At 40.0% G+C, this 25478-nt stretch carries 25 protein-coding genes, 5 pseudogenes and 1 riboswitch; of the genes and pseudogenes, 21 read left to right on the top strand and 9 right to left on the bottom strand.

The window, feature by feature from the left end:
* Positions 1-4: 4 nt before the first annotated feature.
* The 3 genes from HMPREF2574_RS06655 to HMPREF2574_RS06645 are packed head-to-tail and all read right to left on the bottom strand — an operon-like array spanning position 5 to position 2551.
* Positions 5-658 carry an energy-coupling factor transporter transmembrane component T gene (locus HMPREF2574_RS06655; RefSeq protein WP_024052438.1) on the bottom strand — a complete coding sequence of 218 codons (654 nt, stop codon included), beginning with the start codon at positions 656-658 and terminating at the stop codon, positions 5-7.
* Positions 655-1989, bottom strand: a complete 1335-nt coding sequence (locus tag HMPREF2574_RS06650; protein WP_070812334.1) for an ATP-binding cassette domain-containing protein — start codon at positions 1987-1989, stop codon at positions 655-657. Before HMPREF2574_RS06650 ends, HMPREF2574_RS06655 begins: the two co-directional genes overlap by 4 nt.
* Position 1990: 1 nt before the next feature.
* Positions 1991-2551 carry an ECF transporter S component gene (locus HMPREF2574_RS06645; protein WP_024052436.1) on the bottom strand — a complete coding sequence of 187 codons (561 nt, stop codon included), beginning with the start codon at positions 2549-2551 and terminating at the stop codon, positions 1991-1993.
* 82 nt (positions 2552-2633) lie between these two features.
* Positions 2634-2721: riboswitch (TPP riboswitch) on the bottom strand.
* Positions 2722-2986: 265 nt separating this feature from the next.
* Between HMPREF2574_RS06645 and metE the strand changes: the two are divergent.
* The 7 genes and pseudogenes from metE to HMPREF2574_RS06615 all read left to right on the top strand — a co-directional run.
* Positions 2987-5083 (top strand): annotated as a pseudogene (metE, locus tag HMPREF2574_RS06640) (5-methyltetrahydropteroyltriglutamate--homocysteine S-methyltransferase); the annotation flags it as partial.
* A gap of 228 nt (positions 5084-5311) precedes the next feature.
* The gene (metF, locus tag HMPREF2574_RS06635) at positions 5312-6178 is read left to right on the top strand and encodes a methylenetetrahydrofolate reductase [NAD(P)H] (RefSeq protein ID WP_070812333.1); all 867 of its coding nucleotides are present in this window, start codon (positions 5312-5314) and stop codon (positions 6176-6178) included.
* Positions 6179-6485: 307 nt separating this feature from the next.
* A pseudogene (locus HMPREF2574_RS06630) lies at positions 6486-6985 on the top strand (family 1 glycosylhydrolase); the annotation flags it as partial.
* Entirely contained in the window at positions 6943-7119 is a 177-nt protein-coding gene (locus HMPREF2574_RS11130; RefSeq protein WP_117625225.1) for a family 1 glycosylhydrolase, read from the top strand. The pseudogene HMPREF2574_RS06630 and the gene HMPREF2574_RS11130, both read left to right, overlap by 43 nt.
* Before the next feature lie 12 nt (positions 7120-7131).
* Positions 7132-7974, top strand: a complete 843-nt coding sequence (locus HMPREF2574_RS06625; RefSeq protein WP_070812332.1) for a Cof-type HAD-IIB family hydrolase — start codon at positions 7132-7134, stop codon at positions 7972-7974.
* An 11-nt stretch (positions 7975-7985) separates the two neighbouring features.
* Positions 7986-8579 carry a histidine phosphatase family protein gene (locus tag HMPREF2574_RS06620; protein WP_070812331.1) on the top strand — a complete coding sequence of 198 codons (594 nt, stop codon included), beginning with the start codon at positions 7986-7988 and terminating at the stop codon, positions 8577-8579.
* Complete coding sequence (locus HMPREF2574_RS06615) at positions 8580-9182, top strand: histidine phosphatase family protein (protein ID WP_024052430.1); 603 nt, start codon at positions 8580-8582, stop codon at positions 9180-9182.
* 226 nt (positions 9183-9408) lie between these two features.
* Here HMPREF2574_RS06615 and HMPREF2574_RS06610 read toward each other — a convergent pair.
* The 3 genes and pseudogenes from HMPREF2574_RS06610 to HMPREF2574_RS06600 all read right to left on the bottom strand — a co-directional run bounded on the left by HMPREF2574_RS06610 (position 9409) and on the right by HMPREF2574_RS06600 (position 11747).
* Positions 9409-9828: pseudogene (locus HMPREF2574_RS06610) on the bottom strand (hypothetical protein).
* Positions 9803-10708 (bottom strand): phosphodiester glycosidase family protein, encoded by a 906-nt coding sequence (locus HMPREF2574_RS06605; RefSeq protein ID WP_024052428.1) that lies wholly within the window; start codon positions 10706-10708, stop codon positions 9803-9805. The pseudogene HMPREF2574_RS06610 and the gene HMPREF2574_RS06605 overlap by 26 nt, the downstream one beginning before the upstream one ends.
* Positions 10705-11747: pseudogene (locus HMPREF2574_RS06600) on the bottom strand (GtrA family protein). Before HMPREF2574_RS06600 ends, HMPREF2574_RS06605 begins: the two are co-directional and overlap by 4 nt.
* A gap of 267 nt (positions 11748-12014) precedes the next feature.
* Here HMPREF2574_RS06600 and rpsF point away from each other — a divergent pair.
* Genes rpsF through rpsR form a run of 3 tightly spaced genes read left to right on the top strand, consistent with a single transcriptional unit; the run spans position 12015 to position 13084 of the window.
* Positions 12015-12305, top strand: a complete 291-nt coding sequence (gene rpsF, locus HMPREF2574_RS06595; RefSeq protein ID WP_003026325.1) for a 30S ribosomal protein S6 — start codon at positions 12015-12017, stop codon at positions 12303-12305.
* Between the two features lie 11 nt (positions 12306-12316).
* Positions 12317-12808 carry a single-stranded DNA-binding protein gene (locus tag HMPREF2574_RS06590; protein ID WP_003026323.1) on the top strand — a complete coding sequence of 164 codons (492 nt, stop codon included), beginning with the start codon at positions 12317-12319 and terminating at the stop codon, positions 12806-12808.
* 36 nt (positions 12809-12844) lie between these two features.
* Entirely contained in the window at positions 12845-13084 is a 240-nt protein-coding gene (rpsR, locus tag HMPREF2574_RS06585; RefSeq protein ID WP_000068664.1) for a 30S ribosomal protein S18, read from the top strand.
* A 179-nt stretch (positions 13085-13263) separates the two neighbouring features.
* Here rpsR and HMPREF2574_RS06580 read toward each other — a convergent pair whose 3' ends face one another.
* A complete protein-coding gene (locus HMPREF2574_RS06580; protein ID WP_024052425.1) occupies positions 13264-13941 on the bottom strand; it encodes a DUF1129 domain-containing protein in 678 nt (225 codons plus the stop codon).
* 15 nt (positions 13942-13956) lie between these two features.
* Positions 13957-14901 carry a magnesium transporter CorA family protein gene (locus tag HMPREF2574_RS06575; protein ID WP_003030529.1) on the bottom strand — a complete coding sequence of 315 codons (945 nt, stop codon included), beginning with the start codon at positions 14899-14901 and terminating at the stop codon, positions 13957-13959.
* 122 nt (positions 14902-15023) lie between these two features.
* Between HMPREF2574_RS06575 and uvrA the strand changes: the two genes are divergently transcribed.
* Complete coding sequence (gene uvrA, locus HMPREF2574_RS06570) at positions 15024-17849, top strand: excinuclease ABC subunit UvrA (protein WP_070812330.1); 2826 nt, start codon at positions 15024-15026, stop codon at positions 17847-17849.
* A 117-nt stretch (positions 17850-17966) separates the two neighbouring features.
* On the opposite strand, the gene HMPREF2574_RS06565 is transcribed toward uvrA, so the two are convergent.
* Positions 17967-18719: a DeoR/GlpR family DNA-binding transcription regulator gene (locus tag HMPREF2574_RS06565; RefSeq protein ID WP_083313001.1), complete on the bottom strand. Its 753-nt coding sequence runs from the start codon at positions 18717-18719 to the stop codon at positions 17967-17969.
* A 175-nt stretch (positions 18720-18894) separates the two neighbouring features.
* On the opposite strand from HMPREF2574_RS06565, the gene HMPREF2574_RS06560 reads away from it, so the two are divergent.
* From HMPREF2574_RS06560 to HMPREF2574_RS10920, 10 genes and pseudogenes are all read left to right on the top strand, one after another.
* Positions 18895-19413, top strand: coding sequence for an RpiB/LacA/LacB family sugar-phosphate isomerase (locus HMPREF2574_RS06560; protein ID WP_024052422.1), 519 nt, complete (start codon positions 18895-18897; stop codon positions 19411-19413).
* Positions 19414-19451: 38 nt separating this feature from the next.
* A complete protein-coding gene (locus tag HMPREF2574_RS06555) occupies positions 19452-20807 on the top strand; it encodes a PTS galactitol transporter subunit IIC (protein ID WP_070584422.1) in 1356 nt (451 codons plus the stop codon).
* Between the two features lie 24 nt (positions 20808-20831).
* Entirely contained in the window at positions 20832-21122 is a 291-nt protein-coding gene (locus tag HMPREF2574_RS06550) for a PTS sugar transporter subunit IIB (RefSeq protein ID WP_024052420.1), read from the top strand.
* Between the two features lie 9 nt (positions 21123-21131).
* Positions 21132-21584: a PTS sugar transporter subunit IIA gene (locus HMPREF2574_RS06545; RefSeq protein ID WP_070654279.1), complete on the top strand. Its 453-nt coding sequence runs from the start codon at positions 21132-21134 to the stop codon at positions 21582-21584.
* A 17-nt stretch (positions 21585-21601) separates the two neighbouring features.
* Positions 21602-22141 carry a 6-phospho-3-hexuloisomerase gene (gene hxlB / locus HMPREF2574_RS06540; RefSeq protein WP_070654278.1) on the top strand — a complete coding sequence of 180 codons (540 nt, stop codon included), beginning with the start codon at positions 21602-21604 and terminating at the stop codon, positions 22139-22141.
* 384 nt (positions 22142-22525) lie between these two features.
* The gene (locus tag HMPREF2574_RS06535) at positions 22526-23587 is read left to right on the top strand and encodes a M24 family metallopeptidase (RefSeq protein WP_024052417.1); all 1062 of its coding nucleotides are present in this window, start codon (positions 22526-22528) and stop codon (positions 23585-23587) included.
* Positions 23588-23645: 58 nt separating this feature from the next.
* Positions 23646-24206, top strand: a complete 561-nt coding sequence (gene efp / locus HMPREF2574_RS06530) for an elongation factor P (protein WP_003026309.1) — start codon at positions 23646-23648, stop codon at positions 24204-24206.
* Between the two features lie 109 nt (positions 24207-24315).
* Positions 24316-24705, top strand: a complete 390-nt coding sequence (locus tag HMPREF2574_RS06525; RefSeq protein WP_003037725.1) for an Asp23/Gls24 family envelope stress response protein — start codon at positions 24316-24318, stop codon at positions 24703-24705.
* On the top strand, positions 24698-25123 hold the full coding sequence (gene nusB, locus HMPREF2574_RS06520; protein WP_003037723.1) for a transcription antitermination factor NusB: 426 nt from the start codon (positions 24698-24700) through the stop codon (positions 25121-25123). Before HMPREF2574_RS06525 ends, nusB begins: the two co-directional genes overlap by 8 nt.
* A 216-nt stretch (positions 25124-25339) precedes the next feature.
* Positions 25340-25478 (top strand): annotated as a pseudogene (locus tag HMPREF2574_RS10920) (sigma-70 family RNA polymerase sigma factor); the annotation flags it as partial.

Raw genomic sequence — 25478 nt, 5'->3', positions numbered from 1 at the left:
AGTTCTATCTTGGGATCAAAAGAGTCAAATTGATAAGGAGGAAAATCAAGAAGCAAGCAAGGGTGGTGCTTTTTGGTGTTTCTAAATGTCGGTAATAGCTTCGCTTGATAGTCTCATCAAATCCGTGGGCGTACATAGCTTCTACATAGGAATCTCGCCAGTTGAAAGCGATAAAAATTGCTTTGATATAAAAGATTGGCGACCAGAAATGTAAGGTTTTACCTCGCAAGAGACTAGCTTCGCGAACAGCTTGGATTTCTTTTTGAATGACTGGAATGGCGTTTAAGACAACGAGCAGTCCGTAGGTAAAATGACTCGGAAGCCCTTTTTGATGTCCATAGCGCAAGAGTTGATTGAGATTGACGCCGTATAAAAAGGTCATTCCCAGAGCCGCTAAAGCAAAGGAGCGCGTAAAAAGAACAATCGCTTGATTTTTGTCGCCGTGAAGCTGGATAGCCCAGAAATTTGCCAACGCTGGAAGCAATGGAAGAAGGAACATCCAAAGAATGCCCCACCATTTGCTAAGGTAAGTAAGGTAGATAAGTGTTCCTGCGACAATAGCGCAGTTGAGCCATGTTGAGCGGACAAAGGAAATTTCTAGCGTCAATACAATGAGAAGGAGCAAGAGTGCTAGGACATTTGTTTCTTCTTTTTTCATAGCGCTCTCCTCTCTGTCAGCCCGTGAGACGTCAGCTCTACCAAATGATCACTAATGCCGTCCAAGGGCTCCAAACGATGAGAAATGATAATAAAGCTCTGTTGTGCAGCTTTTTCCTTAATCCAATTAGCAAAAAAATCACAGGCTTTTTTATCTAAGCCAGTAAAGGGCTCATCCATGAGTATGACAGGAGTTTCCAAGGTCAAGATAGCCAATAATTGAATGATTTTTTTCTGTCCACCACTCAAGTGAAAAAGACTAGAATCCATTTTGTCCTCTAAGCCAAATAAATCCAGGGCTTCTTGTACCTTTGCTTGGTTTTCACTGGAAAGAGAGGGCAGGTTTAATTCCTCTGCGGGGATCGTCTGAATGAATTGCTTTTCAGCATCTTGAACAACGGCAGTAATATGGCGGTACAATAGTTTGCTTTTCTTGAGTTTTTGCCCCTGATAACTCATATTGCCTTTGTATTTTTGCAATTGCAAAATAGCACGAAAGAGAGTGGACTTGCCGACACCGTTAGCTCCGATGAGAGTTGTAATACCTTGTTGAAAAGTAAAGTCCTCAATTGTAAAAAGTATTTTTTTGTCAAATTGACAGGAAACGTGCTGTAATTGTAAGAGAGGATTCCGCTGGGTATTTTCGCATGCCAGCTGATAGCTTGGGAGTTCCTTTTTTAAAAGAGCTACATCTCGTTCAAAAAGTTCCCCATTTTTTAATTCAACAAGGTGGTCAACGCAGTCCGCATAGAGACTGCGGTCGTGGTCGCACAGAATCACCATTTTCCCCATTTTTGTCAAATCTGATAGTAAATGAATCAAGCGCTTGCGTGCTTCTTGATCGACAGAAGCGAAGGGCTCGTCCAATAGAATAATCTGCGAATCCATAGCCAACAGAACCGCCAGAGAGACTTGTTGCTTTTCTCCACCAGATAAGGTCAGAAAGTCTCGATGAAGCAGGTGCTCTACTTTGCCAAGTGCAATCGCATGCTGGATTTTTTCATCAATCTGGTCAGAGGGTGTTTGGAGATTTTCTAAGGTAAAAATCAATTCCTCATAGAGAGTTGGCATGGTGAATTGACGGCTTGGATTTTGAAACATCATGCTGAGGTAGGTGACTCGTTTATGAATAGGTAAATGAGATAGTAGTGTATCACCTAGTTTGACCTCTCCAGAGAAGTCTAGTTCATTGAAATTCGTTAAAATCCGAAAAAGGGTTGATTTGCCAGCACCGGTATCGCCAATTAAGAGTGTCATTTTGCCTGTTTCAAAGGCGAAGGTTAAATCTTTAAAGACATCTCTAAAATAAATGTGTTCTAATGTTAGTTTCATCTTATTTACCAGCAGCTTGGTTAATCTTGTCGTAAAGATTCATAATGATTTTAACCAGAACAGCACAGAAGAAGAATACCGAAAGAAAACGAACAACAAACAATGCTAAAACAAACTCAGGTTTGAAAGCATAGTAACCAATTTTGAAATATTCATAGGCAAAGCTCAAAAGGGTCGTACCAATTGCGCTGTAAGTAAGTGACAACCAATCATAGCGTTTGTATCTGGTCGCAGCAAACCCAAGCTCGCTACCAAATCCTTGTATGAAGCCAGAAATCAAGGTGCTCATGCCAAATTGGCTACCATATAGTACCTCTGCGAGGGCTGCAAGCACTTCTCCAATCGTGGCGCTACCAGTTTTGCGAATGAGTATAGCTGACATAGGAGCTGCCATGCACCAAAGTCCGAACAAGACTTCATTGGCGAAAGGCTCCAAACCTGCTGGCGCTAAAATAGCTGTCAAAATATTGTAAAGAAAACCTGAACCGACAAAAATCCCACCGAAAAGAATAGCTAAAAGAGCTAAGAGGATAACATCTCGTAAACTCCATTTTTCAAACATAAAAAACTCCTTCTAACAAAGCAGATGAGGAGTTTTAGCACGACAAAATAAAATCTAATCACATAAATGATTAGAACGGTTTGGTCTTTCTTATACATTTCCCTGCGGCAGCATTAACTGCATCAGGTTCCATGGGTATAATCTCAGCCTTAGCACCCCAAATGTTCTTTGCTTTTTATTATGTTGCTATTCTAACATCTATTTTCAAAAATAGCAAGAAAAGGATTTTCAAAAATTTTGATGTATGCGGCTGTCATAGCCTTAAACTATATCAAATCATAAAATGTTAAACGACACGCGATGAAATCAATGTTTAATATATATTTGGAATCTCATTATAGTTAAAAACTATAATGAGATTCCTAGAAATTCCAATTATACAGAGCTTAGATTTTCTGTTAAGATAGTGTCGACAAAAAATTTTGGAGGATGACTATGTCAACTACGATTATCGGCTTCCCGCGTTTGAGAGAATTCCGAGAATTAAAATTCACTGCTAAAAAATACTTTAGGAATGAAATTTCAACTCAAGAGCTCCTGACTGCTGCCAAGGACCTGCGCGCCAAGCACTGGAATATCGTCAAAGAGCACGGGATTACAGAAGTACCGTCCAACGACTTTTCTCACTATGATAATGTTTTGGATGTCGCCTTCCTCTTTAACGTAGTGCCGTCCTCTGTTCAGGGCCTGGACCTGTCTGAACTGGAGCGTTATTTTGCTCTGGCCCGCGGTTACCAAGGGGAAAAAGGGGATGTTCGAGCCCTGCCGATGAAAAAATGGTTCAACACCAACTACCACTACATTGTGCCTAAGTTTGAAAAGGATACTCAGGTTAAATTGTCCGACAGCAAGATCTTTGATGAATTTGCGGAAGCCAAGGAGCTAGGTCTGGATACCCGTCCGGTCCTGGTAGGTCCCTTCACACTCCTGCAGCTGTCCGACTTTGAAGAAGGGGTAGAACCTGCCCAGTTTGTGGATGCCCTGGTCAAGACCTATCAGGAAGTCTTTGCCAAATTGGCCGACCTTGGTGCCGGCCGTATCCAGCTGGATGAGCCTGCTCTGGTCAAGGACCTGTCTGCCGAAGAGAAGGTCTTCTTCCTTGATCTCTACAGGAAAATCCTGGCGGACAAGAAAGGACTGGAAGTCCTAATCCAAACCTACTTCGGCGATGTTCGGGATATCTACTCCGATTTGATCGAACTGCCGGTTGATGCCATCGGTCTGGACTTCGTTGAAGGCAAGAAAACTCTGGAGTTGGTCAAGTCCAGCTTCCCGGGCGACAAGACCCTCTATGCCGGGATTGTCAACGGTAAGAATATCTGGCGCAATAATTATGAAAAGAGCCTAGCTGTCCTGGAGCAGATTCCGGCTGAAAAGCTTGTGCTGACCAGCTCCTGCTCCCTGCTGCATGTGCCTTTCACCACAGCCAATGAAGACTTTGAAGAAGCCATCCTCAAGCACTTTGCCTTTGCGGTGGAAAAGCTGGATGAGATCCGGGATCTGGATGCCATCCGCAATGGCGGCGGAGCAGAAGCTCTGGCTGCCGACAAGGAACTCTTTGGGACAGAGCGTGTCGGTAGAAATGCTGAATTGGCGGCCCGCCTGGCCGGTCTGACCGATGCCGACTACACCCGCCTGCCGGCCTTCGCAGAACGCAAGGCCATCCAGGAAGAAGCCTTCAAACTGTCGGTTCTGCCGACGACAACCATCGGTTCCTTCCCTCAGACCAAGGAAGTTCGGACCAAGCGCCTAGCCTTTCGTAAGGGAGAACTGTCCCAGAAAGACTATGACAAGTTCCTAGCTGAGCAGATCGACGAATGGATCAAGTGGCAGGAAGAAGTTGGTTTTGATGTTCTGGTTCACGGGGAATTTGAGCGTAATGACATGGTAGAATACTTCGGTCAAAACCTGTCCGGCTATCTCTTCTCCAAGAACGGCTGGGTGCAGTCCTACGGTATGCGTGGGGTAAAACCGCCGATTATCTGGGGAGATGTAACCCGCCTCAACCCGATTACTGTTAAATGGTCCAGCTATGCTCAAAGTCGGACTGACAAGCCGGTTAAGGGAATGCTGACGGGACCTGTAACCATCCTCAACTGGTCCTTCCCACGGGAAGATATTCCCATCAAGGACGAAGTTCTGGACCTGGAAGCTACCGGCGTTAAGATTATCCAAATCGATGAAGCCGCCCTGCGTGAAAAGCTGCCGCTCCGCCGCAGCGACTGGTATGAGGATTATCTGGATTGGACCATTCCGGCCTTCCGTCTGGTCCACTCTACCGTTGCACCGGATACGCAGATCCATACCCACATGTGCTACTCAGAGTTTACCGATATCATCCCAGCCATTGATAACATGGATGCGGATGTCATCTCCTTTGAGGCTAGCCGCTCAAATCTGGAAATTCTGGATGAGCTCAAGGCCAAAAACTTCCAGACAGAAGTGGGACTTGGAGTTTACGATATCCACTCTCCTCGTGTACCGAATGAAGGGGAAATCGACCACACCATCGAGGCCATCCTGGTCCGCCTGGTAGAGGCAGCCAAGGTTTGAAATAAAAAATAGAGACTGACAATCTTGCAAAGGTTCTGATACTCAATGAAAATCAAATTTCTTTGACAGTCGCTTTGCGACTTTTATCCACAACCTTCAACAATCTCCTAGATTGTTGAAGGTTGACAAAGTTTGAAGAGATTTTCGAAGAGTATAACTTGCGGGATTGTCACATACTCTCGTAAATATCGAAAGGAATTGTAAAACATGTCTATCCAAAGCCCGTCTCTCTCTTTTGAAGTATTTCCTCCAAATCCAGCAGTAGGCAATGAAAATATTATGGTGGCCCTGAAGGAAATGCAGGACCTGGCGCCTCATTTCATCAGTGTCACAGCTAGTAATAATAAGTTCAATATCGAAGAAACGACGGTGCGTCTGGCGGACTTCATCTGCAATGGTCTGCACATCCCGACCATTGCTCACCTGCCTGCGGTTTATCTGACTAAGGAAATGGTTACAGAAACTCTGACAGTACTTGATAAGATAGGTGTTCATAAAGTATTGGCGCTCAGAGGGGATATCCTTCGAGATGTGGAACCCCAAAAGGACTTCGTCTACGCAACAGATTTGATTGAGTATATTAAGAAAGAAGCTCCTCACTTTGAGATTATCGGGGCCTGCTATCCAGAAGGTCATCCTGATTCACCAGACCGAGTTTCAAATATCAAGAATCTCAAAAAGAAAGTAGATGCAGGCTGTTCGAGTTTGGTCACTCAACTCTTCTTTGATAATGAGCGTTTTTATGATTTTCAAGAAAGATGTACTCTGGCTGGGATTGAAGTTCCGATTCATGCGGGGATTATACCGATTTTAAACCGTAATCAGGTTCTTCGTTTGCTCAAAACCTGTGAAAACATTTATTTACCACGAAAATTTTGCTCTATTCTAGATAAATATGAACACGATCCAGAGTCACTCAGAGCAGCAGGATTAGCCTATGCGATTGACCAAATTGTTGACTTAGTCACTCAAGATGTGGCAGGTGTTCATCTATATACAATGAACAATTCCAGTACTGCTCATCAAATTTATCAGGCGACACATACATTCTTTAATAATAAAGTGTCAAGCTAGGGCGTGAGACAGTCTGGGAGACTAAGAAAACAAAGTTTTCGTCAAAGGTAGTCTTCCGAGTTTAAAAAGCGAACAACATTGAGTCTTGCTTCGTACGCTCTATCTGTAAGTTCAAAGCAGTGTTTTAAGCAATCAGCCACTACCTTGTGTACTTTGAAGCTGGAGACTTTTGTCCCAGCTTTTTTCATGATTGTGTAAAATGCTCATTCTTCTAGGAAAGAATAGTATCAGTATTTATGACTATTTTACAAGAAAGGGGTCACAAAAAAGAGTATAATAGAAGTAACGAAAGAACGAGGTGAATGAAATGACAGAAAAACAGTTTCCGAATGGCTTTTTGTGAGGTGGCGCGACTGCAGCCAATCAGTATGAAGGTGGCTGGGATTTAGGTGGCGTGGTCCGGCTACGTCTGATACAGCCAAAGCTGTACGCCCTGAGGAGCGTCAAAATATGGAAGGTTTTGCCGCACCCATGACCAGAGAAAAAGTAGAAGCTGCTCTTAATGATAAGGAAGGACTCTATCCTAAGCGCTGGGGCTCTAACTTTTATCATCGTTACAAGGAAGATATTGCTCTTTTTGCAGAAATGGGCTTTAAAACTTTCCGCCTCTCTGTCGCTTGGAGTCGAATTTTCCCTAATGGAGACGATGTAGATCCTAATGAAGAAGGGCTGGCTTTTTACGATGCGGTCTTTGACGAACTCTTGAAATATGGCATTGAGCCTTTAGTGACGTTGTCACACTATGAGACACCGATTCATTTGGCATTAGAGTACGGTGGCTGGAAGAATCGCCGAGTTATTGGTTTTTTGAGCGTTATGGATTTATCTATGTAGATGCAGACGATGAGGAAAATGGAAGCTATGACCGCTCCCGTAAGGATTCTTTCTTCTGGTATCAGAAAGTGATTGAAACCAACGGGGCAGCGGCCTTAGAAGAATAGAGAGGTCAACAGATGAGCAGAAAAATTATCTTTTTAGATGTAGACGGAACTTTGGTGGATTATGACAATCGCATTCCAGAATCCGCTATCCAGGCTATTCGTCAGGCGCGGGGAAATGGGCATTTAGTCTATGTTTGTACAGGGCGTAGTAAGGCGGAAATACCAGAGGAAATCTGGGCTATCGGTCTAGACGGTATGATTGGCGGGAATGGTTCTTGTGTGGAGCATGAAGGTCAGGTTATCATGCATCAGCTGATTCCTTTAGAAGTGGAAAAGAGAGTTGTAGACTGGTTGCATGAGAGAGGATTGGAATTTTATTTAGAAAGTAACAACGGTCTCTTTGCTAGTGAGTATTTTCGTGACGCAGCGCGTCCGGTCATGAAACTTTATGCCAAGAAAAAAGGAAAAACAGATGCGGAAGTTGAACATCAAGAGGTTGAGGATGTGATGCATGGCATGGTCTTTGGTGGCAAGCTTTACCGAGATGATCTAAATAAAATCAGCTTTATTCTCACTTCTTATCAGGATCACTTGGACTCTAAGGAAGCTTTTCCAGAGCTCAAGGCTGGTACATGGGGTGGTCGTGGAGAGGAATCTCTCTTTGGCGACTTAGGAGTTAAGGATATTACGAAAGCTCATGCGATTGATGTGCTGTTAGAACATTTAGGGGAGAAAAAAGAAGATACGATTGCTTTTGGAGATGCCAAAATTGACATTCCGATGTTGGAATATTGTCAAGTTGGGGTTTCTATGGGAAATGGTGGTCCAGAAATATTAGCCATGGCGGATATGGTGACAGATGACGTGGCTGAGGACGGTCTCTACAATGCTTTTGAAAAATTAGGACTTCTTTAGAGGAACGGTTTATGACAAAAACACTTTATTTGATGCGACACGGGCAAACTTTATTCAATAAACGGCATAGGATTCAAGGTTGGTGTGATGCCCCTTTAACGGACTTAGGAATGTATCAAGCTCAGGTGGCTGGGTACTATTTCAAAAATGCCGGGATTACGTTTGATGCAGCCTACAGTTCAACATCTGAACGAGCCTGTGACACTTTAGAAATTGTCACAAATTGCAGCCTTCCTTATCAACGAGTGAAAGGTCTCAAGGAGTGGAACTTCGGGACCTTTGAAGGGGAAAGCGATGATCTTAATCCGCCCCTGCCCTATAAAGATTTTTTTGTGACCTATGGGGGTGAATCGCAGGAACAGGTGCAGGCGCGTATGGCAGCGACCATTCTTCAGCTCATGCAAGAGACAGATGGTCAGTCCGTGCTCATGGTCTCTCATGGCGCAGCTATGGCCAATTTTGCCAGAGCTTGGAAGAAAAATTGGCGTCTGGAAAGTCTAGGTCACATGACCAATTGTGGTATTTTGAAGTTTTCTTTCGAAGATGATCAATTCTATCTGGAAGAAGTCATCAATCACGATTTTAGCAACTGGGAGGAAAAATAAATGAAAGATTTATATTTGATGCGGCATGGTCAGACTTTTTTCAACCAAGAAGGCTTGGTGCAAGGAGTGTGTGATTCACCGCTGACTGATTTAGGTATAGAGCAAGCCGAGCAAGCGCGAGATTTTTTCGAGAAAAATGGCATTGAATTTGGCGGTATCTACTCTTCCACTCAAGAGAGGGCTTCTGATACCTTGGAAATTGTGACGGGTCGAACAGATTACACCCGTCTCAAGGGGGTGAAAGAGTGGAATTTTGGACTTTTTGAAGCTCAGCCAGAAAGATTGCAGCCAAAGTTTCGAGCCGGTGCGGTGTCTTTTGAAGATTTATACGTGCCTTATGGGGGTGAAGATGTGATTCAAGTAGGAGAACGCATGCTGACCACTCTGACAGAAATCATGAAAAAAACGCCTACTGTTGAAAATCCAATATTGGTCGTCAGCCACGGTGGCGCTATGTGGGCTTTTTATCTAAAAGTAGGTTATTTGCCTGATCCTAATATTTATTTCAGTAACTGTGCCATTTGTCATTACCAATATGAAAACGACCAGTTTCTGCTTCGACAAGTTATTGACCCATTGGCTAAAACGGTCTATGACTTGTAACGGCGACTTACTTGTTCTCGCTTGATTTCTTATAGAGAAAATAGTATAGAGTGGCTGTTTAATAGTTGAATAAAAGAAAGAAAATGATGACCAAAACCATCATTTTATATCTTTTTATATGTAATTTTCTCAAATTTCCTTTTTCTGCAGGTGATTGCATTAGTAAACTATCCTGGGCTCAAGTATTTTATGAAAAATCTCGAAGAATTTTTCGAGATTTGCAAGATTATAAAAACTGTTCTTCTGTCATCCACACGCTTCTGGTGAAGATCATGGAGAGCAGGGCTAATCCAGCAAGTCCAATTCCCATGTACTAGTAGGGGAGATCCATTGTGGTGGAGCGTCCAGACAGGTTGACAATACCACGAAAGAGCACACCCGTAGCAATGGTTGCAACCGCAGAATTCCAAAGATTGAGACTGAGCCGTGAAAGATTAGGAATCATTTTTTGAAAAATCAGAAGCACCATCCCTCCAATTAGTGGCACTCCAAAGAGATAATGCATATAGACCGAAGTCTCACCAAAGCTGAAGTGCTCGTAAATACGGCTGAAAATGAAGAAAAATACTGTGATTAAGGCATAGACAACGGCTGTCTTTTTGAGCCGTTTCTTGCTTGCTTTAGTAACCGATGTAGACAATGTCACTCACCGCCCTTTCTGAAATCGTTCCGTTCGTCGTTGGTTTATTGACGACTTTTCCATTGAAGTAAAGAGTAGACGAACCACCACCATCCAGATTGTAGGCTGTTTTCACACCGTAAGACTTCATAACTTCTGCGAGTTCGTAAAGAGAAAGTCCCGCACTTTCTGAAGTTCGACCGTCTGATACGACGATAATATAGTGGTTTTTATCAATAATCCCAATAGCTGTACGTGGATTAGAAGACATGGATTGCCCCACTTCCGAATTGCTTGAAACAGCAATCTTACCATTTTCAACCAAAGTCGGACCAAAGGCAAGAAGGTTTACAACACCATTTTTAACCAAGTCTTCAGCAGAAACATCATGTTCGTAAACAAGTCCGAAACTCCCATCTTTATAGATTGCTAAATCACCATTGCTAGCATCTTCACGAACGGTATTTCGATGGACGACACCGTTACGTATGACATAGCCAGTCGTGTTGGCTCCGTAGTAGTCTCCGTTGATAGCAAGAATGGCATTGTTATTGGCAGCTGTGACAGAAGTCTTAGCTGTCACATTATTTCCATATGTATTTTGTGCTAGAGCGGTTTTTAGATATTCAGATGAGCTGACCGTAATATCTGCAATGTACACTTTTGTGTTGCTGACGTTTTTTGTAGTTAGGTTAATAGAAATGTTATTATCCTTATAGCTTGTATCAGTCGTTGTTGCATTTGTTGCGGTTTTAGCAGTTGTTGTGCTCGTTGAGTTAGAAGAACTTTTGACCGTTGTAATAGCCTCTGACAGGACAAAGGTTTTTAACATTGAGTAGGTAAACGACCCTGTCAGCAAAATACCAAAGAGACTAGCATAAGCATAGGATTTTTTTAAAAATTTCATGATAAGGTGTGAGTCCTTTCTTTGAAAATAATTTTTTTTGAACGAGCCAAGATAGGCAAAAGAGCAGCGCTCCGACGAGGATTTTAATAATCAGCAAATTGAGACCGAAAACGGCGTAAAATAGTCTGATTAGAAGAGTATCGAGGATAAATAAGCCCAAAGCTAGCCCGAAATAACCAGTACCCGTTTTAACAACACTGTCTTTATTTTTAAAGACCAATCTTTTGTTTGTGGAGTAATTAAAAATCGAGCTAGTGACACGAGCCACTCCGTTTGCCAGTAAAATTTTGAGACTAGTTGGTACCGCAGCAAGTACCAAGAGGGCGAGAGCATAGACGATATAGTCAATCAAAAAACTACTAATTGAAGAGGGAGCGAACTTAAACATATCTTTATAAATCATGAGCCCGTCTCGTACCGGTCTAAAGTGAGAAGCTTGATTATCATTAATATAAACTGTCTCAATTGGAACTTCAATGATAGGGTATTCTTTGGAAGCAGCTAGTAGCATATTCATTTCATATTCATAACGCTGCCCTTCAACCTTCAACATAAATGGGATCATGTTGGTTGTAAATCCGCGAAGTCCTGTTTGGGTATCTGTCACGGAAACACCAGTCTGTTGCTTAAACAGAAATCGTGTTAATTTATTTCCAAAAGCCGAACGCAAAGGAACGTTGCCAGAAAAAGAACGCGCTCCTATAATCAAGTGATTGGGGTTTTCTTGAGCCTTTTTGCTCACTCGGAAAATATCCCATACGTTGTGTTGACCATCTGCATCAGCTGTGACCACTGTCCCATATTACCCTAAGGAATCAATATAAGAAAAAACTGTTTTCAGCGCTTGCCCTTTCCCTTGATTTGTTGTATGGCATAGAATAGTAGCATATTTCTGTGTTTCTCGAAAAATGGAATCATCGTTAGCTGGACTGCCGTCATTTACCACGATGATTTGCAGCGAACTCTTTTCCTTCACCTTTTGCAACAAATGAATAAGATGAAGGTCGGGTCTGTATGCGGGAATGACTAAATAGTTCATGTGTTTACTCCTTTCTTAGAAAAGTGATAGAAAATTTACACAACAGTATATAGAGCATAGCTTAAAACTAACTGATATCAGCTTTTTTTAAGGTTTTGGAATGGAATGGGTAATGGAGTATAGGGAAAAACTGTGCTTTTTACAAAAACAAAAATCGAATTTTTCTTGCTATTTTCCAAAAAGTTTAGTATAATAGTTATTCGTGAGAAAACCTCACTTACCCCTTGCAATGGCTGGGGGTCATTAGACCAAAAGGAGGAAAAATCAATGGCTAAATACGAAATTCTTTATATTATTCGTCCAAACATTGAAGAAGAAGCAAAAAACGCTTTGGTAGCACGCTTTGACTCTATCTTGACTGACAACGGTGCAACTGTTGTTGAATCAAAAGACTGGGAAAAACGTCGTCTTGCATACGAAATCCAAGATTTCCGTGAAGGACTTTACCACATCGTAAACGTTGAAGCTGAAGACGCAGTCGCTTTGAATGAATTTGACCGTCTTTCAAAAATCAACGCTGACATTCTTCGTCACATGATCGTCAAACTTGACGCATAAGAAGGGTTGCTATGATAAATAACGTTGTACTTGTGGGTCGGATGACCCGAGATGCCGAACTTCGCTATACTCCGCAAAATCAAGCGGTCGCAACTTTTACTCTTGCTGTCAATCGCAACTTTAAAAATCAAAGTGGCGAGAGAGAAGCAGATTTCATTAACGTTGTAATTTGGCGCCAGCAGGCAGAAAATCTTGCAAATTGGGCTAAAAAAGGAGCTCTCATCGGAATTACTGGTCGGATTCAGACACGTAACTACGAAAACCAGCAAGGTCAACGTGTCTATGTGACAGAAGTGGTAGCTGACAATTTCCAACTGCTAGAAAGTCGTGCCAGCCGTGAGGGTCAATCTTCTGGTGGCTACACTTCTAATAATTTCGGAAATTCATCATCCAACTTTGGGAACTCAACTTCTGCCAATCAAGTACCCAACTTTTCTCGTGATGAAAATCCATTTGGTAATACCAATCCAATGGACATCTCAGATGACGATCTACCATTTTAATGGACAAACAGAATAATGATATAAAGGAGAAAGAACATGGCTCAACAACGTCGTGGCGGATTTAAACGCCGTAAAAAAGTTGATTACATCGCAGCAAACAAGATTGAATATGTTGATTACAAAGATACTGAGCTTCTTAGCCGTTTCGTTTCAGAACGTGGGAAAATCCTTCCTCGTCGTGTAACAGGAACTTCAGCTAAAAACCAACGTAAAGTAACAACAGCAATAAAACGCGCTCGCGTAATGGCTTTAATGCCTTTCGTAAACGAAGACTAAAATATAAAAATGAGCATGAATTTCATAAAATCATGCTCATTTTTTAAAACTCAATCAGCAACTAAATAGATTGCTTTTCTTATGCTCAAAATTGTTTGAAACGGTTGTCAAAAATACTTATTAGATCTTATTAAAACATCCACCTGTTGAAACAAGCGGATGTTCAAATAAAAATATGACTAAAGTTGTCTTGGTGCGGTTAAAGCACTGCGGATATTGAATTTCTTTTTGAGATAGAAACGAAGTGCCAAAGTTCCTCCACCAAACACAAGGATAAATAAGTTCGGCAGTTTTGGATTTAAAACTGCTGGCAACAGGAAGGTTGTGCCGTAAAGAACAACAGCCCACAAAATCGTAGCAGCTGAAATGATAAGAAGCGATTTGAAAAATGGTGGTTTCTGACTTTGGTCCTGGTCGGCATAATAAAAACGGTAAATAAAGTAATACATACCATAAAATACGAGTGCCCCTACTGCGCTACCAAGTACAATCGTCACAATACCATAATTGCTAGGATTTTTGGAGAATAAGTTAACACTACTATTTAAGATAGCAAATAAACTAAAGACAAATAAGAAAGCATCCATAATCATGAGATACGGATTGGTATTTTCTTTGATAGTTTGAGCTTCTTTTTGTTTTGCTTCTGAAAAATTCGCTGCCCAAACAGTAGGTGCTCCATAAAGTCCGCGAGCGGTAATTCCTTTTGCTTGATTTTTAAGAATCGTTGGGATGATTTCCTCTAGCAGGGCTTTGATTTCTTCGTCTGTCTTTCCATCTTTGATGAGTTGGTGGGTTGCGATATGGACAAATTCTTGATTTTTTTTGCTGAGTTTATCCAAAGAAACTTGTGTCATAAGATCTCCTTTTAATTAAAATAATTTTTTGTGAATGAGGTAAACTGTCAGTGAAACACTGATCGCAAAGGCGATGAAAATAATAATCCAAAAAGCATGTGGCTCCCCATTGAGTGGTAAGTCATTGTTTTTGAAGTTCATTCCATAGGCTGAGAAAATCATAGTTGGAATGGACATGACAATCGTCACTAAAGCTAGAGCTTTCATGATGTTATTTTGATTATTTGAAATGATAGAAGCAAACGTATCTGTCATACTGTGCAAGATATTTCCATAAATATCTGCCATCTCAATCGCCTGCTGGGTCTCGATGAGTGTATCTTCCAACAAATCTTCATCTTCCAAATATTTCTTAATATTGCTGGTGGCACTGGTCAGCTTTTTAATCACGCGCTCATTGGTTTTCAAGGAAGCCTTGAAATAAACAATCGTTTTTTCAAGCTCCATGAGTTCAATCAATTCTTCATTGCGAGTGGACTTGTGCAGTTGACTTTCAATCTGCTCACTCTTGCGGTCAATGGAGCGCAACGCTGTCAGATAAAGCTCGGCATTGCGGTAAAGAATTTGGAAAATAAAGCGCGAACGCATGAAAGTATAGAAATTACGCAGCCGTCGATTGATAAAAATATCCAATAAAGGGAGTTTTTCCAAACAGGTGGTAATAATCGCCTCTTCGGTAATAATAATCCCTAGAGGAATAGTCACATAATAAGTCTGATTATTTCGTTCTTCTGTAATTGGAACATCCACGATAATCAAAGTATACTCATCTTCAATAGTGACACGAGACATTTCTTCTGCATCGAGCGGCGCCCTCAAGTCCGTAATGTCAATATCAAAAGCGTTGGCAATTTCAGTAGACTCGCTTTGAGAAGGGTTGACCAAATTGATCCAAGTCCCCGACTCAAGTGTATCAATTTCTTTAAATTCAGTTGTTGTCGATAGAAAGACTTGTTTCATATTTTCCTCCTTCAGTTATTTGCACACCGTATTATTATACTACAAAATTCCGAGTTTTTGGGTAAAAGATTGCAGAAAATTTTGTTATAATAAAAAGAAGTTTAAAATAAAGTGTGGTAAGGATGCAGGATAAAATTATCATTCATGGAGCGCGAGCTCATAATTTAAAAAATATTGATGTCACAATTCCGCGAGACAAGCTGGTTGTCGTGACTGGTTTGTCTGGTTCAGGCAAATCTAGCTTAGCTTTTGACACTCTCTATGCAGAGGGGCAACGTCGCTATGTAGAAAGTTTGTCTGCTTATGCTCGCCAATTTTTGGGCAATATGGAAAAACCAGACGTGGATTCAATTGACGGACTTAGTCCAGCCATTTCTATTGATCAAAAAACGACCAGCAAGAATCCGCGGTCAACGGTTGGAACAGCTACGGAAATCAATGATTACCTTCGTTTGCTTTATGCACGTGTGGGAACTCCTTACTGTATCAATGGGCATGGAGCTATTACCGCTTCTTCTGTGGAGCAGATTGTCAATCAGGTTTTGGAATTGCCAGAGCGTCGGCGGTTGCAAATCCTAGCGCCTATTGTTCGCAAGAAAAAAGGGCAACACAAGACAATTTTTGAGAAAATTCAAAAAGACGGATACGTGCGTGTGCGCGTGGACGGAGATATTTATGATGTCACAGAAGTTCCAGAGCTTTCTAAAACAAAAAAGCACGATATCGAAGTAGTGGTAGACCGGATTGTCATTAAGGACGGTGTACGCAGTCGGTTATTTGATTCGATTGAAGCAGCCTTAAGAATTGCAGACGGTTATGTGGTGATTGACACGAGGGATGACAAGGAATTACTCTTTTCCGAGCATTATGCTTGTCCAGTCTGCGGCTTTACGGTACCTGAGTTGGAACCTCGTCTCTTTTCTTTTAATGCACCATTTGGCTCTTGTCCTGATTGTGACGGTCTGGGTGTGAAGCTGGAAGTGGACTTGGATATGGTGGTTCCTGACAGTAGTAAGACCTTGCGGGAAGGCGCCTTAGCTCCATGGAATCCTATTTCTTCAAATTATTATCCTCAAATGCTAGAACAGGCAATGACGGAATTTGGTATCGATATGGATAAGCCATTTGAGGAACTGACCGAAGATGAACAACAACTAATCTTCTTTGGTTCTGAAGGACGAGAATTTCATTTTCATTATGAAAATGAATTCGGTGGCGTGCGAGATATCGACATCCCTTTTGAAGGAGTGGTAACCAATATAAAACGTCGCTACCATGAGACCAATAGTGATTTCACTCGTACCCAGATGCGAACCTATATGAATGAGCTGACCTGTGCAAGTTGCCATGGTTATCGATTGAATCCACAAGCCTTGTCTGTTAAAGTGGGGGGTGAAGGTGGTCTTAATATTGGGCAAGTATCTGATTTATCTATTGCAGATCATTTAGAATTACTTTCTCATCTGACTTTGACTGAAAATGAAGTAGCCATTGCAACACCAATTATCAAAGAAATCCGAGATCGCTTGACATTTCTTAATAATGTCGGACTTGATTATCTAACTCTATCTCGTTCTGCAGGCACGCTGTCTGGTGGTGAGAGTCAGCGGATTCGCTTGGCGACTCAAATCGGCTCTAATCTCAGCGGTGTTCTTTATATCTTAGATGAGCCTTCTATCGGTCTTCATCAGCGCGATAATAATCGCTTGATTGCCAGTCTCAAAAAAATGCGTGATTTGGGCAATACTCTCATTGTGGTTGAACATGATGAAGATACTATGCGCGAAGCTGATTGGTTGATTGATGTTGGACCTGGAGCAGGTGTTTTTGGTGGTGAAATTGTTGCGGCAGGCACTCCAGAGCAAGTTGCAAAAAGCAAGAAATCAATTACAGGTCAGTATTTATCGGGCAAACGTGAAATTCCAGTGCCATTGGAGCGCCGCGTAGGAAACGGCCGCTTTATTGAAGTAACAGGTGCGCGAGAGCACAATTTGCAAAACATCACGGCCCGCTTCCCGTTAGGAAAATTTATAGCCGTGACGGGGGTTTCTGGTTCTGGTAAATCCACCTTGGTTAATTCCATTTTGAAAAAAGCAATCGCTCAAAAACTCAATCGTAATTCAGACAAACCGGGTAAATTCAAAAATATTTCAGGAATTGAGCATATTGATCGTTTGATTGATATTGACCAGAGCCCGATTGGCCGAACACCAAGATCCAATTCAGCGACGTATACTGGCGTCTTTGATGATATTCGCGATCTCTTTGCTAAGACCAACGAAGCTAAGATTCGTGGGTATAAAAAGGGGCGTTTCTCTTTCAATGTGAAGGGGGGACGCTGCGAGGCCTGCTCTGGGGATGGAATTATCAAGATTGAGATGCACTTTTTACCAGATGTTTATGTCCCTTGTGAGGTTTGCCATGGAACACGGTACAATAGTGAAACCTTGGAAGTGCACTACAAGGAGAAAAACATTGCTCAAGTTTTGGATATGACGGTCAATGATGCAGTGGAATTTTTTAAGCATATTCCAAAAATCGAGCGGAAGTTGCAGACGATTAAAGATGTTGGGTTAGGCTATGTGACCTTGGGGCAACCTGCCACAACTCTGTCTGGTGGGGAGGCTCAGCGGATGAAACTAGCCAGCGAACTTCACAAGCGCTCAACAGGTAAGTCTTTCTATATTCTGGATGAACCAACTACAGGTCTGCACACGGAGGATATTGCGAAACTTCTCCAAGTGCTATCACGTTTTGTAGATGATGGCAACACGGTTCTCGTCATCGAGCATAATTTGGACGTTATTAAGACGGCCGATCACATTATTGACCTTGGACCAGAAGGTGGTATTGGTGGAGGTACTATTATCGCAACTGGCACACCAGAAGAAGTAGCTGGAAATCCAGAAAGCTATACAGGTCAGTATCTAAAAGAAAAATTGAGCTGAAAAGTTTAACACGTTGCTGACCTATCTAGCAATAAAGAAAAATTAAACCGCACCCAAAAGTTGGATAAAGGAATCTAACTTTTGGGTGCGGTTTAATAATTTTATAGATTTTTAAGGCTACGAAAGAATAACTTTTGTTTGTTTCCCAATATTTAGACACTTAGCTTCATCCGCATCTGAATCTGTAATCAGAGCAGTGATATCTGACCAATCACAGATTTTATAGAGACTTTTTCTTTCAAATTTACTAGAGTCGGATAGGATGTAAGCTTTGTCGGCTTGTTTTATTATTTCTCGGTCAATAAACACATCTGAAGAAGACGGACTTGAAGGGCCGTCAATATTTGAAAAACCATCTGAACCGAGGAAGCAAATATCAACGAAAACTTGTTTTATCTGTGAAATAGTCCACCCTCCAAAGACTGATGAGCTTTTAGGGCGGAATTCTCCACCAAAAACGAATAGTTGATTATCTGAATTAACTAAAGCATTTGTGACAGGTAAAGAATCTGTAAAAATCTTATAGCCAGATTTTTGAGCTAGTAAATAGGCTAATTCGACAGTTGTGCTACCTGTTCCAATGATTATTGAAGCATTTTCTGGAATGAGTTCAAGAGCTTTTTCGGCAATTCTTTTTTTATTAGAAGTATTTTCTTTTTCGCGTGTATTATAAGATAATTCAATAGCATTTTGTTTTAAAATAGCTCCACCGTGACTTTTTATGAGCAATCCTTTTGTTTCAAGATATGATAAGTCTTTGCGAATCGTTTCGTAGCTAACTTCAAACTGTTCAGACAGTTTGCTGACATAGACAGTTCCATTATTTTTTAATTCATCAAGAATGAGTTGGCGTCTTTTTTCCAATAACATTATGTTCACCTCACTTGTTTCTAAATATAATTATATATCAAAACTAACAAAAAACAAGTTTTTTTGCTTGAAAACCAATAAAAAATAATAAAAACCATCAAAAAACCATTGACAACAACCAAAACCAATGATATAATATAGGCATAAAAAGAAAACGATTACAAGGAGACGGAAAATGAAAACAAAAATCGCAATTGCCTGTGATGATTTGGGCTTTGAAACAAAAGAAGCTCTCAAACACTATCTTATTGAAGAAAAAAATGCTGAGATAGTTTATGATCCTGTAAAAGTGCCAGAAGATGGTGTTAATACTTTTGCAGTTCTGGCGGATGAAATGGCTGAGACTATTCAACGTGATAAATGTCGATTAGGAATTTACATCTGTGGTACTGGAATTGGATTTACTTGTCAAATCAATAAGCATTGGGGAATTAGAGCGGTAGCTGTAACGAATCCTTACTCAGCAAAACGTGCAAGACTTAGTAATAATACACAGGTTATTGGTCTTGGTTGCCGTGTCAATGGTCTTGAATATCTTAAACAGATTGTAGATGCTTGGTATGATGAACCATTTTGTTTTAGTACAGCTCGTGAAAATTCAAAGAAAAATTTATTGGAAGCAGAAGCTGATGATAATCGTCTATTGAAAAAGCCTGATTATGTCGCGTGGAACATGGGCTTTAGACCTGAATAGTAAAGGAGGAGGCTAGTTATAAGCTGGCTAGTAGAAAAATGGAAGTTATTACAAATTTTATTAATAATTTAGGAAATTTTATTTTTATCCCACTAATTTTCTTGGTTTTCATGCTGATTTTACGCAGACCGCTTTCTGAAGCGATTCAATCAGCAATGAAAGTTGGGATTGGTTTTATTGCTTTATCTCTTGTCATTAATTTTATGTTAGATAAAATGGAGCCAGCCATCACCGGGCTAGCAGAAAAGACAGGCTCTTCTTTAAGTGCTATTGATGTTGGTGGTGCTGCGACTGCGGTTATGGGATTTGGTTCAAATATGGGAGCAATTATTATTCCACTATGTGTTGGTATTAATATTCTTCTTCTTGTTTTGAAACTGACGGACTGTGTTAATGTTGATGTTTTTAACCTTCATCAAAATGCATCAATGGGAGCAATTGTTGCTGTTTATTCTGGTAATTTTCTTTATGGTGTTTTAACAGCAGGACTTTTCCATGTCTGGGCACTTATTGCATCTGATTTAGGTGCAAAACGTAATAATGAATTTTTTGGATTACCAAAAGGAGTTTCAATTTCACACCCTGTTGCTAATACTTATCTTTTATTTGCCTATCCGTTTAACTGGATTTATGATCATATCCCTGGTTTGCGTCATTGGAATGTTACCGCAGAGTCTATTCAAAAACGTTTTGGAGTATTGGGTGATCCAACAGTTGTAGGTTTTATTCTTGGTGTGCTTTTAGGGTTATTTGGTTATGATTGGAGTAACCCTTATACAACAATTATCTCAAGCTTACAACTTGGTATGTATTTGGCAGCTGTTATGCTTCTTCTTCCTAAGATGACTTCAATCATGATGGAAGGACTTGTTTCGCTTTCAAATGCTGCGCGTAAGAAATTGGTTAAAAAATTCCCAGACCGAGAAATTACAGTTGGTATGGATACGGCACTTATTGTTGGTAATCCATCAGTTATCGCTCCAGCCTTACTTCTTATTCCTGTAATGGTGATTCTAGCAGTAATTTTACCTGGGAATAAAGTCATGCCGTTAGGTGATTTATCACAGTTTGTCTTCTTCATTGCGTGTATGGTTCCTGTTTTTAATGGAAATATTATTCGTACTTGGTTGACTTCAGTGATTCTATTTGGTGGTGGTCTCTATATTGCATCATGGATGACACCAGCAACTAACGAGGTCTTCCAAAAATTTGGTGCAGGTGCTAAAGAAGGTGTTATGTATTCTTCTTTAAACCCATCCGCTAATCCTTTTACAGGTCTCTTTGCGGCAGTATCACATATTGGATTAATTGGTTATATTTTAGTTGGAGCAATTCTTGTTGCAGTAGGCTATCTACTTAAGAAAAAAGAACATGCTCAAATCGAAAATGCTTAATAAATAGAAATAGAGGTAATCATTATGGCTAAAAAAATTCTTGTTGTTTGTGGAAATGGTATTGCTTCATCATCAATTATGGTGTCAGTTTTACAAGATTTCTTAAAAGATGAAAAAATTGCTGATGTTCAAGTTGATAAAGCTTCTCTCATGGATTGTTCAACTGAAAAGTTCAATAGCTATGATTTAGTTGTTTCATCTACAAAACTTGAAAATGAAGGTTTAACAGTTCCAGTTATAGTTGGAGCAGGTTTACTTACTGGTATTGGTGAGGATGAAATCTTTGATGCTGTTAAAGGTGAAATGACTAAATAGGAGTTTATTATGGTTTATGTTGTAGTGAATGATGCAGACGAAACTGTAAAAGATTATCAATCGGCAATTCGTTTTGCGGGAGAAGCTCTTCTTAAAGTAAATAATATTAAAAGTGACTATATCCAAGCATGTATTGACCGTGAGGTTGATTTTCCTACAGGTTTATCGTTGGCAAGTGGACAAGGCGTAGCAATGCCACACGGTAATTCTGATTTTGTGACTGAAGATAGCGTAAGCGTTGTACGTTTATCAGAGCCAGTTGTTTTCGGATTAATGGAAGATAAGAATCAGAAAGTTGGTGTTACATTAGTTTTTAATCTAGCTTTGTCATCAGGAAAACAGCATATTGCAGTTTTACGTAAAGTGATTGCTCTTTTTCAAGATGACGTGTTTATTAAGAAATGCCAAAAAAATAGTGTTGAAGAAGTAGCTAGTAACATTAAAGCAAAACTAGATTCTTAAAAGTTGAGGTAGACAAAATGGAAGAATCTCAAATTATTCTATCTGATATTGAAAAAGCGGTAAATCAGATTGACGATGAGAAATTGGATGATTTGGCGAATAAAATTGTAAATTCACATCATATTTTTTTAGCAGGTATGGGAAGGTCAGGTTTGATGATTCGTGCATTTGCTAATCGGTTAATGCATTTAGGATTATCAGTAAGCATTGTTGGAGACATTAATTCCCCCCACACACAGCTAAATGATTTAGTGATTATTGGCTCTGGTTCTGGAGAAACAGATAGTTTAGTTTCATTGATAAAAAAAGCTAACACGTTATCGTTAGATTCAGCTCTTATTACAACAAATTTATCATCTACAATTGGGAGATTATCAAATTTAGTTTTGGTGATTCCTGCTCAAAATAAAGCTAGTGAGCAAGTTGGAAAACAACCTATGGGTTCAGTATTTGAACAGTCTAGTCTGGTTTTATATGATATTCTTATTTTAAAATTAATGAAGATTTTAAATGAATCTAATGAAACTATGGCAAAACGTCATGCAAATTTAGAATAGTCATCTCTTCTCTAAGCTAAAAATACTTCTTTTAAGTTTGTATAGTCCCCAAAAGCTAGATAAAAACTCAAGAAAACCGTAAAAACTCAGAATCAGTATTTTTACTAACCTGATTCTGAGTTTTTTGGATTATCATTTTAAAAGTTATTGGATAGTTTCTCCTTTTTTAACAAACTTTTCTGATTTTTACTTAGAAAACCTTAAAAAAGATAGATACATAGAGAATTCAATCCTTTATATTTTGCTATCTCCATAAAAGATATCAGTAAAGATTGTTTTTAAAAATCATTTTCAACAGTTAAATGTATTTTGTAACTATAAAGGTTATACCATTTACAACTTTTTTTGATATAATAATTTTAATCATTTTACGGAGGGATTTTTATGTTATCAAGAGTAAATAAATTAGAAGCAGCACTTGCGCAAACGGATTGTGATGCTGTTTTAGTAACCAATCTGAAGAATATTTACTATCTAACGGGTTTTAGCGGAACAGAAGCGACAGTTTTCATTAGCAAAACGCGACGGATTTTTTTGACAGATTCCCGCTATACCTTGATTGCCAAAGGTGTGGTAAAAGGTTTTGATATTGTCGAAACACGTGATGCTTTGTCAGAAATTGCGAAGATCATTGCAAATGATAAAATAGAAACTATTGGATTTGATGACGAAATTTCTTATCATTATTTCAAAACTCTTGAAGAGCTTTTTTCAGGTTATAAGCTGACAGCAATGACTGCTTTCATTGAAAATCTACGCATGATCAAAGATGAAGGAGAAATTGCCACGATTCGAAAAGCTTGTCAAATTTCTGACCAAGCCTTTCTAGATGTCTTGGATTTTATCAAGCCGGGGCAAACAACGGAGCTACAAGTTATGAACTTTTTAGATGCTCGCATGCGGCAACTGGGCGCATCGGGAGCCTCTTTTGACTTTATTATTGCATCAGGTTATCGCTCTGCTATGCCGCATGGAGTAGCTAGCGAGAAGGTCATTCAAACAGGTGAAACCTTGACAATGGATTTTGGTTGTTATTATAATCACTATGTTAGCGATATGACGCGAACCATTCATGTTGGTCATGTGACGGATGAGGAGCGCGAGATTTACGATATTGTGTTACGGAGCAACCAAGCTCTGATTGAAGCGGCGAAAGCTGGTATGAGTCGTATTGAGTTTGATCAAGTACCGCGCAAAGTGATTAACGATGCAGGTTACGGACAATATTTCACGCATGGAATTGGACACGGAATTGGTCTTGATATTCATGAGATTCCTTATTTTGGTAAATCCTCTGAGCCGATTGAAGTGGGTATGGTCTTAACAGATGAGCCGGGTATTTATTTGGATGGGAAATACGGTGTGCGGATTGAAGATGACATTCTCATCACAGACACAGGCTGCGAACTCCTAACGCTCGCGCCAAAAGAGTTAATTGTTATTTGAGAATTGTCAATGTTTATGATAAAATAAAGAGAAATCTATTTTAAAAGAGGTAATAATAATGATTGAAGCAAGTAAGCTGAAAGCTGGTATGACGTTTGAAACAACGGACGGAAAATTGATTCGTGTCCTTGAAGCAAGCCATCATAAACCAGGTAAAGGGAATACTGTTATGCGTATGAAATTACGGGATGTACGCACAGGTTCAACTTTTGACACAACTTACCGTCCTGAAGAAAAATTTGAACAAGCAATTATTGAAACGCGCCCAGCACAATATTTGTATCAAATGGATGATACAGCCTATTTCATGGATACAGAGTCATTTGAGCAATATGAAATCCCAGTAGCGAATGTAGAGCAAGAATTGAAATTTATTCTTGAAAATTCAGAAGTGAAAATTCAATTTTACGGAAGCGAAGTTATCGGTGTTACAGTTCCAACGACTGTAGAATTAGTCGTAACAGATACACAACCTTCTATTAAAGGAGCAACGGTGACAGGTTCTGGTAAGCCAGCTACTCTTGAAACAGGTCTTGTGGTCAACGTACCGGACTTTATCGAAGTTGGACAAAAATTGATTATCAATACGCAAGAAGGAACTTACGTTTCTCGTGCATAATTTATGTTGAGAACTAGAAGTTCTTAATTACTATCAAATTCAGACTGAGAGCCTGACAAATATTGAACAGACTCCTTGAATGTCTTTGTGTCTTAAGAAAGGACAAGTTATGGCAACTGAACAATTAGGCGAAATCGTTATCGCACCGCGTGTCTTAGAAAAAATTATTGCCATTGCAACGGCTAAAGTGGACGGTGTTTACTCTTTCGCAAATAAAAGCATGTCTGACAGTCTTGCAAAACGTTCTTTAGGACGTGGCGTCTATCTTCATACCGCCAGTGATGGCGAAGTAACTGTTGACATTTATTTATACTTAGAATACGGTGTAGGGGTGCCAGCAGTAGCTGTTGCTATTCAAAAAGCCGTTAAAAGTGCTGTTTCTGATATGGCAGAAGTTGAATTATCCGCAGTGAACATCCATGTAGCGGGTATTGTGCCTGAAAAAACACCAAAACCAGATTTAAAAGATTTGTTCGATGAGGATTTCCTCAATGACTGATGTACAACTGGAAGCAAGAAGAGAACTACGTGAACGTGCATTTCAAGCATTAATGAGTTTGGAATATGAAAAAGATATTGTAGAAGCGTGTCGTTTTGCATATCTCTATGATAAAGATATGACAAACGATTCTGATGTGGAAATTCCAGCCTTTTTATTGAACCTCGTCACGGGTGTTGAACAGTCTAAAAACGAGTTGGATGACAAGCTTAGCCAGTACCTAAAAGAAGGTTGGACTTTGGAACGTCTTACATTGATAGAAAAAAATATTCTTCGCTTGGGATTGTTTGAGATGACAGAGTTTGATACACCTCAACTAGTCGCAATCAATGAAGCAATTGAGCTATCTAAAAAATTCTCAGATGAAAAATCGAGCAAGTTTATCAATGGTATTTTAAGTAAATTTGTTATAGAATAAATTTTAAGAAGAAATGAATACAGGATTGAGAGGACGAACTTCGTTCTCTCTTTTTCAATTTTATCCGCTAAACAGCTTCAGAAAACCTCTGAAGTGACAGGGATGCTGCTCACGAGACCCAGAAGAGATGCAATAAGATAAAAAATAGATAGAAGAAAACCAAAGGGTTCTCCTTCATGCTATCCTTAAAAGGTAAGTAAAAGGAAGGAGAAGGAAATGGAGTTCAAGGAGTTATATGCCAAGGTGAGAGGAATCGTACTGAAATGTCGGAGGGAATATTATATCCACCTGTGGGAGTTAAGTGATTGGGACCAAGAGGGAATGTTGGTGCTCTATCAGTTGGTAAGCCAGTATC

It is taken from the genome of Streptococcus sp. HMSC034E12, from assembly GCF_001835915.1.
GTDB classification, from domain to species: Bacteria; Bacillota; Bacilli; order Lactobacillales; family Streptococcaceae; genus Streptococcus; species Streptococcus vaginalis.
The sequence above is the reverse complement of the archived record's forward strand: the minus strand, read 5'-3'. Positions and strand labels throughout refer to the sequence as shown.

Excerpts from the sequence above, each read along its gene's own strand:
- HMPREF2574_RS06590 (WP_003026323.1), top strand. The coding sequence starts at position 12,317 with ATGATAAATAACGTTGTACTTGTGGGTCGGATGACCCGAGATGCCGAA.
- HMPREF2574_RS06560 (WP_024052422.1), top strand. The coding sequence starts at position 18,895 with ATGAAAACAAAAATCGCAATTGCCTGTGATGATTTGGGCTTTGAAACA.
- HMPREF2574_RS06625 (WP_070812332.1), top strand. The coding sequence starts at position 7,132 with ATGAGCAGAAAAATTATCTTTTTAGATGTAGACGGAACTTTGGTGGAT.
- rpsR (WP_000068664.1), top strand. The coding sequence starts at position 12,845 with ATGGCTCAACAACGTCGTGGCGGATTTAAACGCCGTAAAAAAGTTGAT.
- rpsF (WP_003026325.1), top strand. The coding sequence starts at position 12,015 with ATGGCTAAATACGAAATTCTTTATATTATTCGTCCAAACATTGAAGAA.
- HMPREF2574_RS06645 (WP_024052436.1), bottom strand. The coding sequence starts at position 2,551 with ATGTTTGAAAAATGGAGTTTACGAGATGTTATCCTCTTAGCTCTTTTA.
- HMPREF2574_RS06605 (WP_024052428.1), bottom strand. The coding sequence starts at position 10,708 with ATGAAATTTTTAAAAAAATCCTATGCTTATGCTAGTCTCTTTGGTATT.
- HMPREF2574_RS06650 (WP_070812334.1), bottom strand. The coding sequence starts at position 1,989 with ATGAAACTAACATTAGAACACATTTATTTTAGAGATGTCTTTAAAGAT.
- hxlB (WP_070654278.1), top strand. The coding sequence starts at position 21,602 with ATGGAAGAATCTCAAATTATTCTATCTGATATTGAAAAAGCGGTAAAT.
- efp (WP_003026309.1), top strand. The coding sequence starts at position 23,646 with ATGATTGAAGCAAGTAAGCTGAAAGCTGGTATGACGTTTGAAACAACG.
- nusB (WP_003037723.1), top strand. The coding sequence starts at position 24,698 with ATGACTGATGTACAACTGGAAGCAAGAAGAGAACTACGTGAACGTGCA.
- HMPREF2574_RS06545 (WP_070654279.1), top strand. The coding sequence starts at position 21,132 with ATGGTTTATGTTGTAGTGAATGATGCAGACGAAACTGTAAAAGATTAT.
- HMPREF2574_RS06575 (WP_003030529.1), bottom strand. The coding sequence starts at position 14,901 with ATGAAACAAGTCTTTCTATCGACAACAACTGAATTTAAAGAAATTGAT.
- HMPREF2574_RS06550 (WP_024052420.1), top strand. The coding sequence starts at position 20,832 with ATGGCTAAAAAAATTCTTGTTGTTTGTGGAAATGGTATTGCTTCATCA.
- metF (WP_070812333.1), top strand. The coding sequence starts at position 5,312 with ATGTCTATCCAAAGCCCGTCTCTCTCTTTTGAAGTATTTCCTCCAAAT.
- HMPREF2574_RS06620 (WP_070812331.1), top strand. The coding sequence starts at position 7,986 with ATGACAAAAACACTTTATTTGATGCGACACGGGCAAACTTTATTCAAT.
- HMPREF2574_RS06580 (WP_024052425.1), bottom strand. The coding sequence starts at position 13,941 with ATGACACAAGTTTCTTTGGATAAACTCAGCAAAAAAAATCAAGAATTT.
- HMPREF2574_RS06555 (WP_070584422.1), top strand. The coding sequence starts at position 19,452 with ATGGAAGTTATTACAAATTTTATTAATAATTTAGGAAATTTTATTTTT.
- HMPREF2574_RS06655 (WP_024052438.1), bottom strand. The coding sequence starts at position 658 with ATGAAAAAAGAAGAAACAAATGTCCTAGCACTCTTGCTCCTTCTCATT.
- uvrA (WP_070812330.1), top strand. The coding sequence starts at position 15,024 with ATGCAGGATAAAATTATCATTCATGGAGCGCGAGCTCATAATTTAAAA.
- HMPREF2574_RS06525 (WP_003037725.1), top strand. The coding sequence starts at position 24,316 with ATGGCAACTGAACAATTAGGCGAAATCGTTATCGCACCGCGTGTCTTA.
- HMPREF2574_RS06615 (WP_024052430.1), top strand. The coding sequence starts at position 8,580 with ATGAAAGATTTATATTTGATGCGGCATGGTCAGACTTTTTTCAACCAA.
- HMPREF2574_RS06535 (WP_024052417.1), top strand. The coding sequence starts at position 22,526 with ATGTTATCAAGAGTAAATAAATTAGAAGCAGCACTTGCGCAAACGGAT.
- HMPREF2574_RS06565 (WP_083313001.1), bottom strand. The coding sequence starts at position 18,719 with ATGTTATTGGAAAAAAGACGCCAACTCATTCTTGATGAATTAAAAAAT.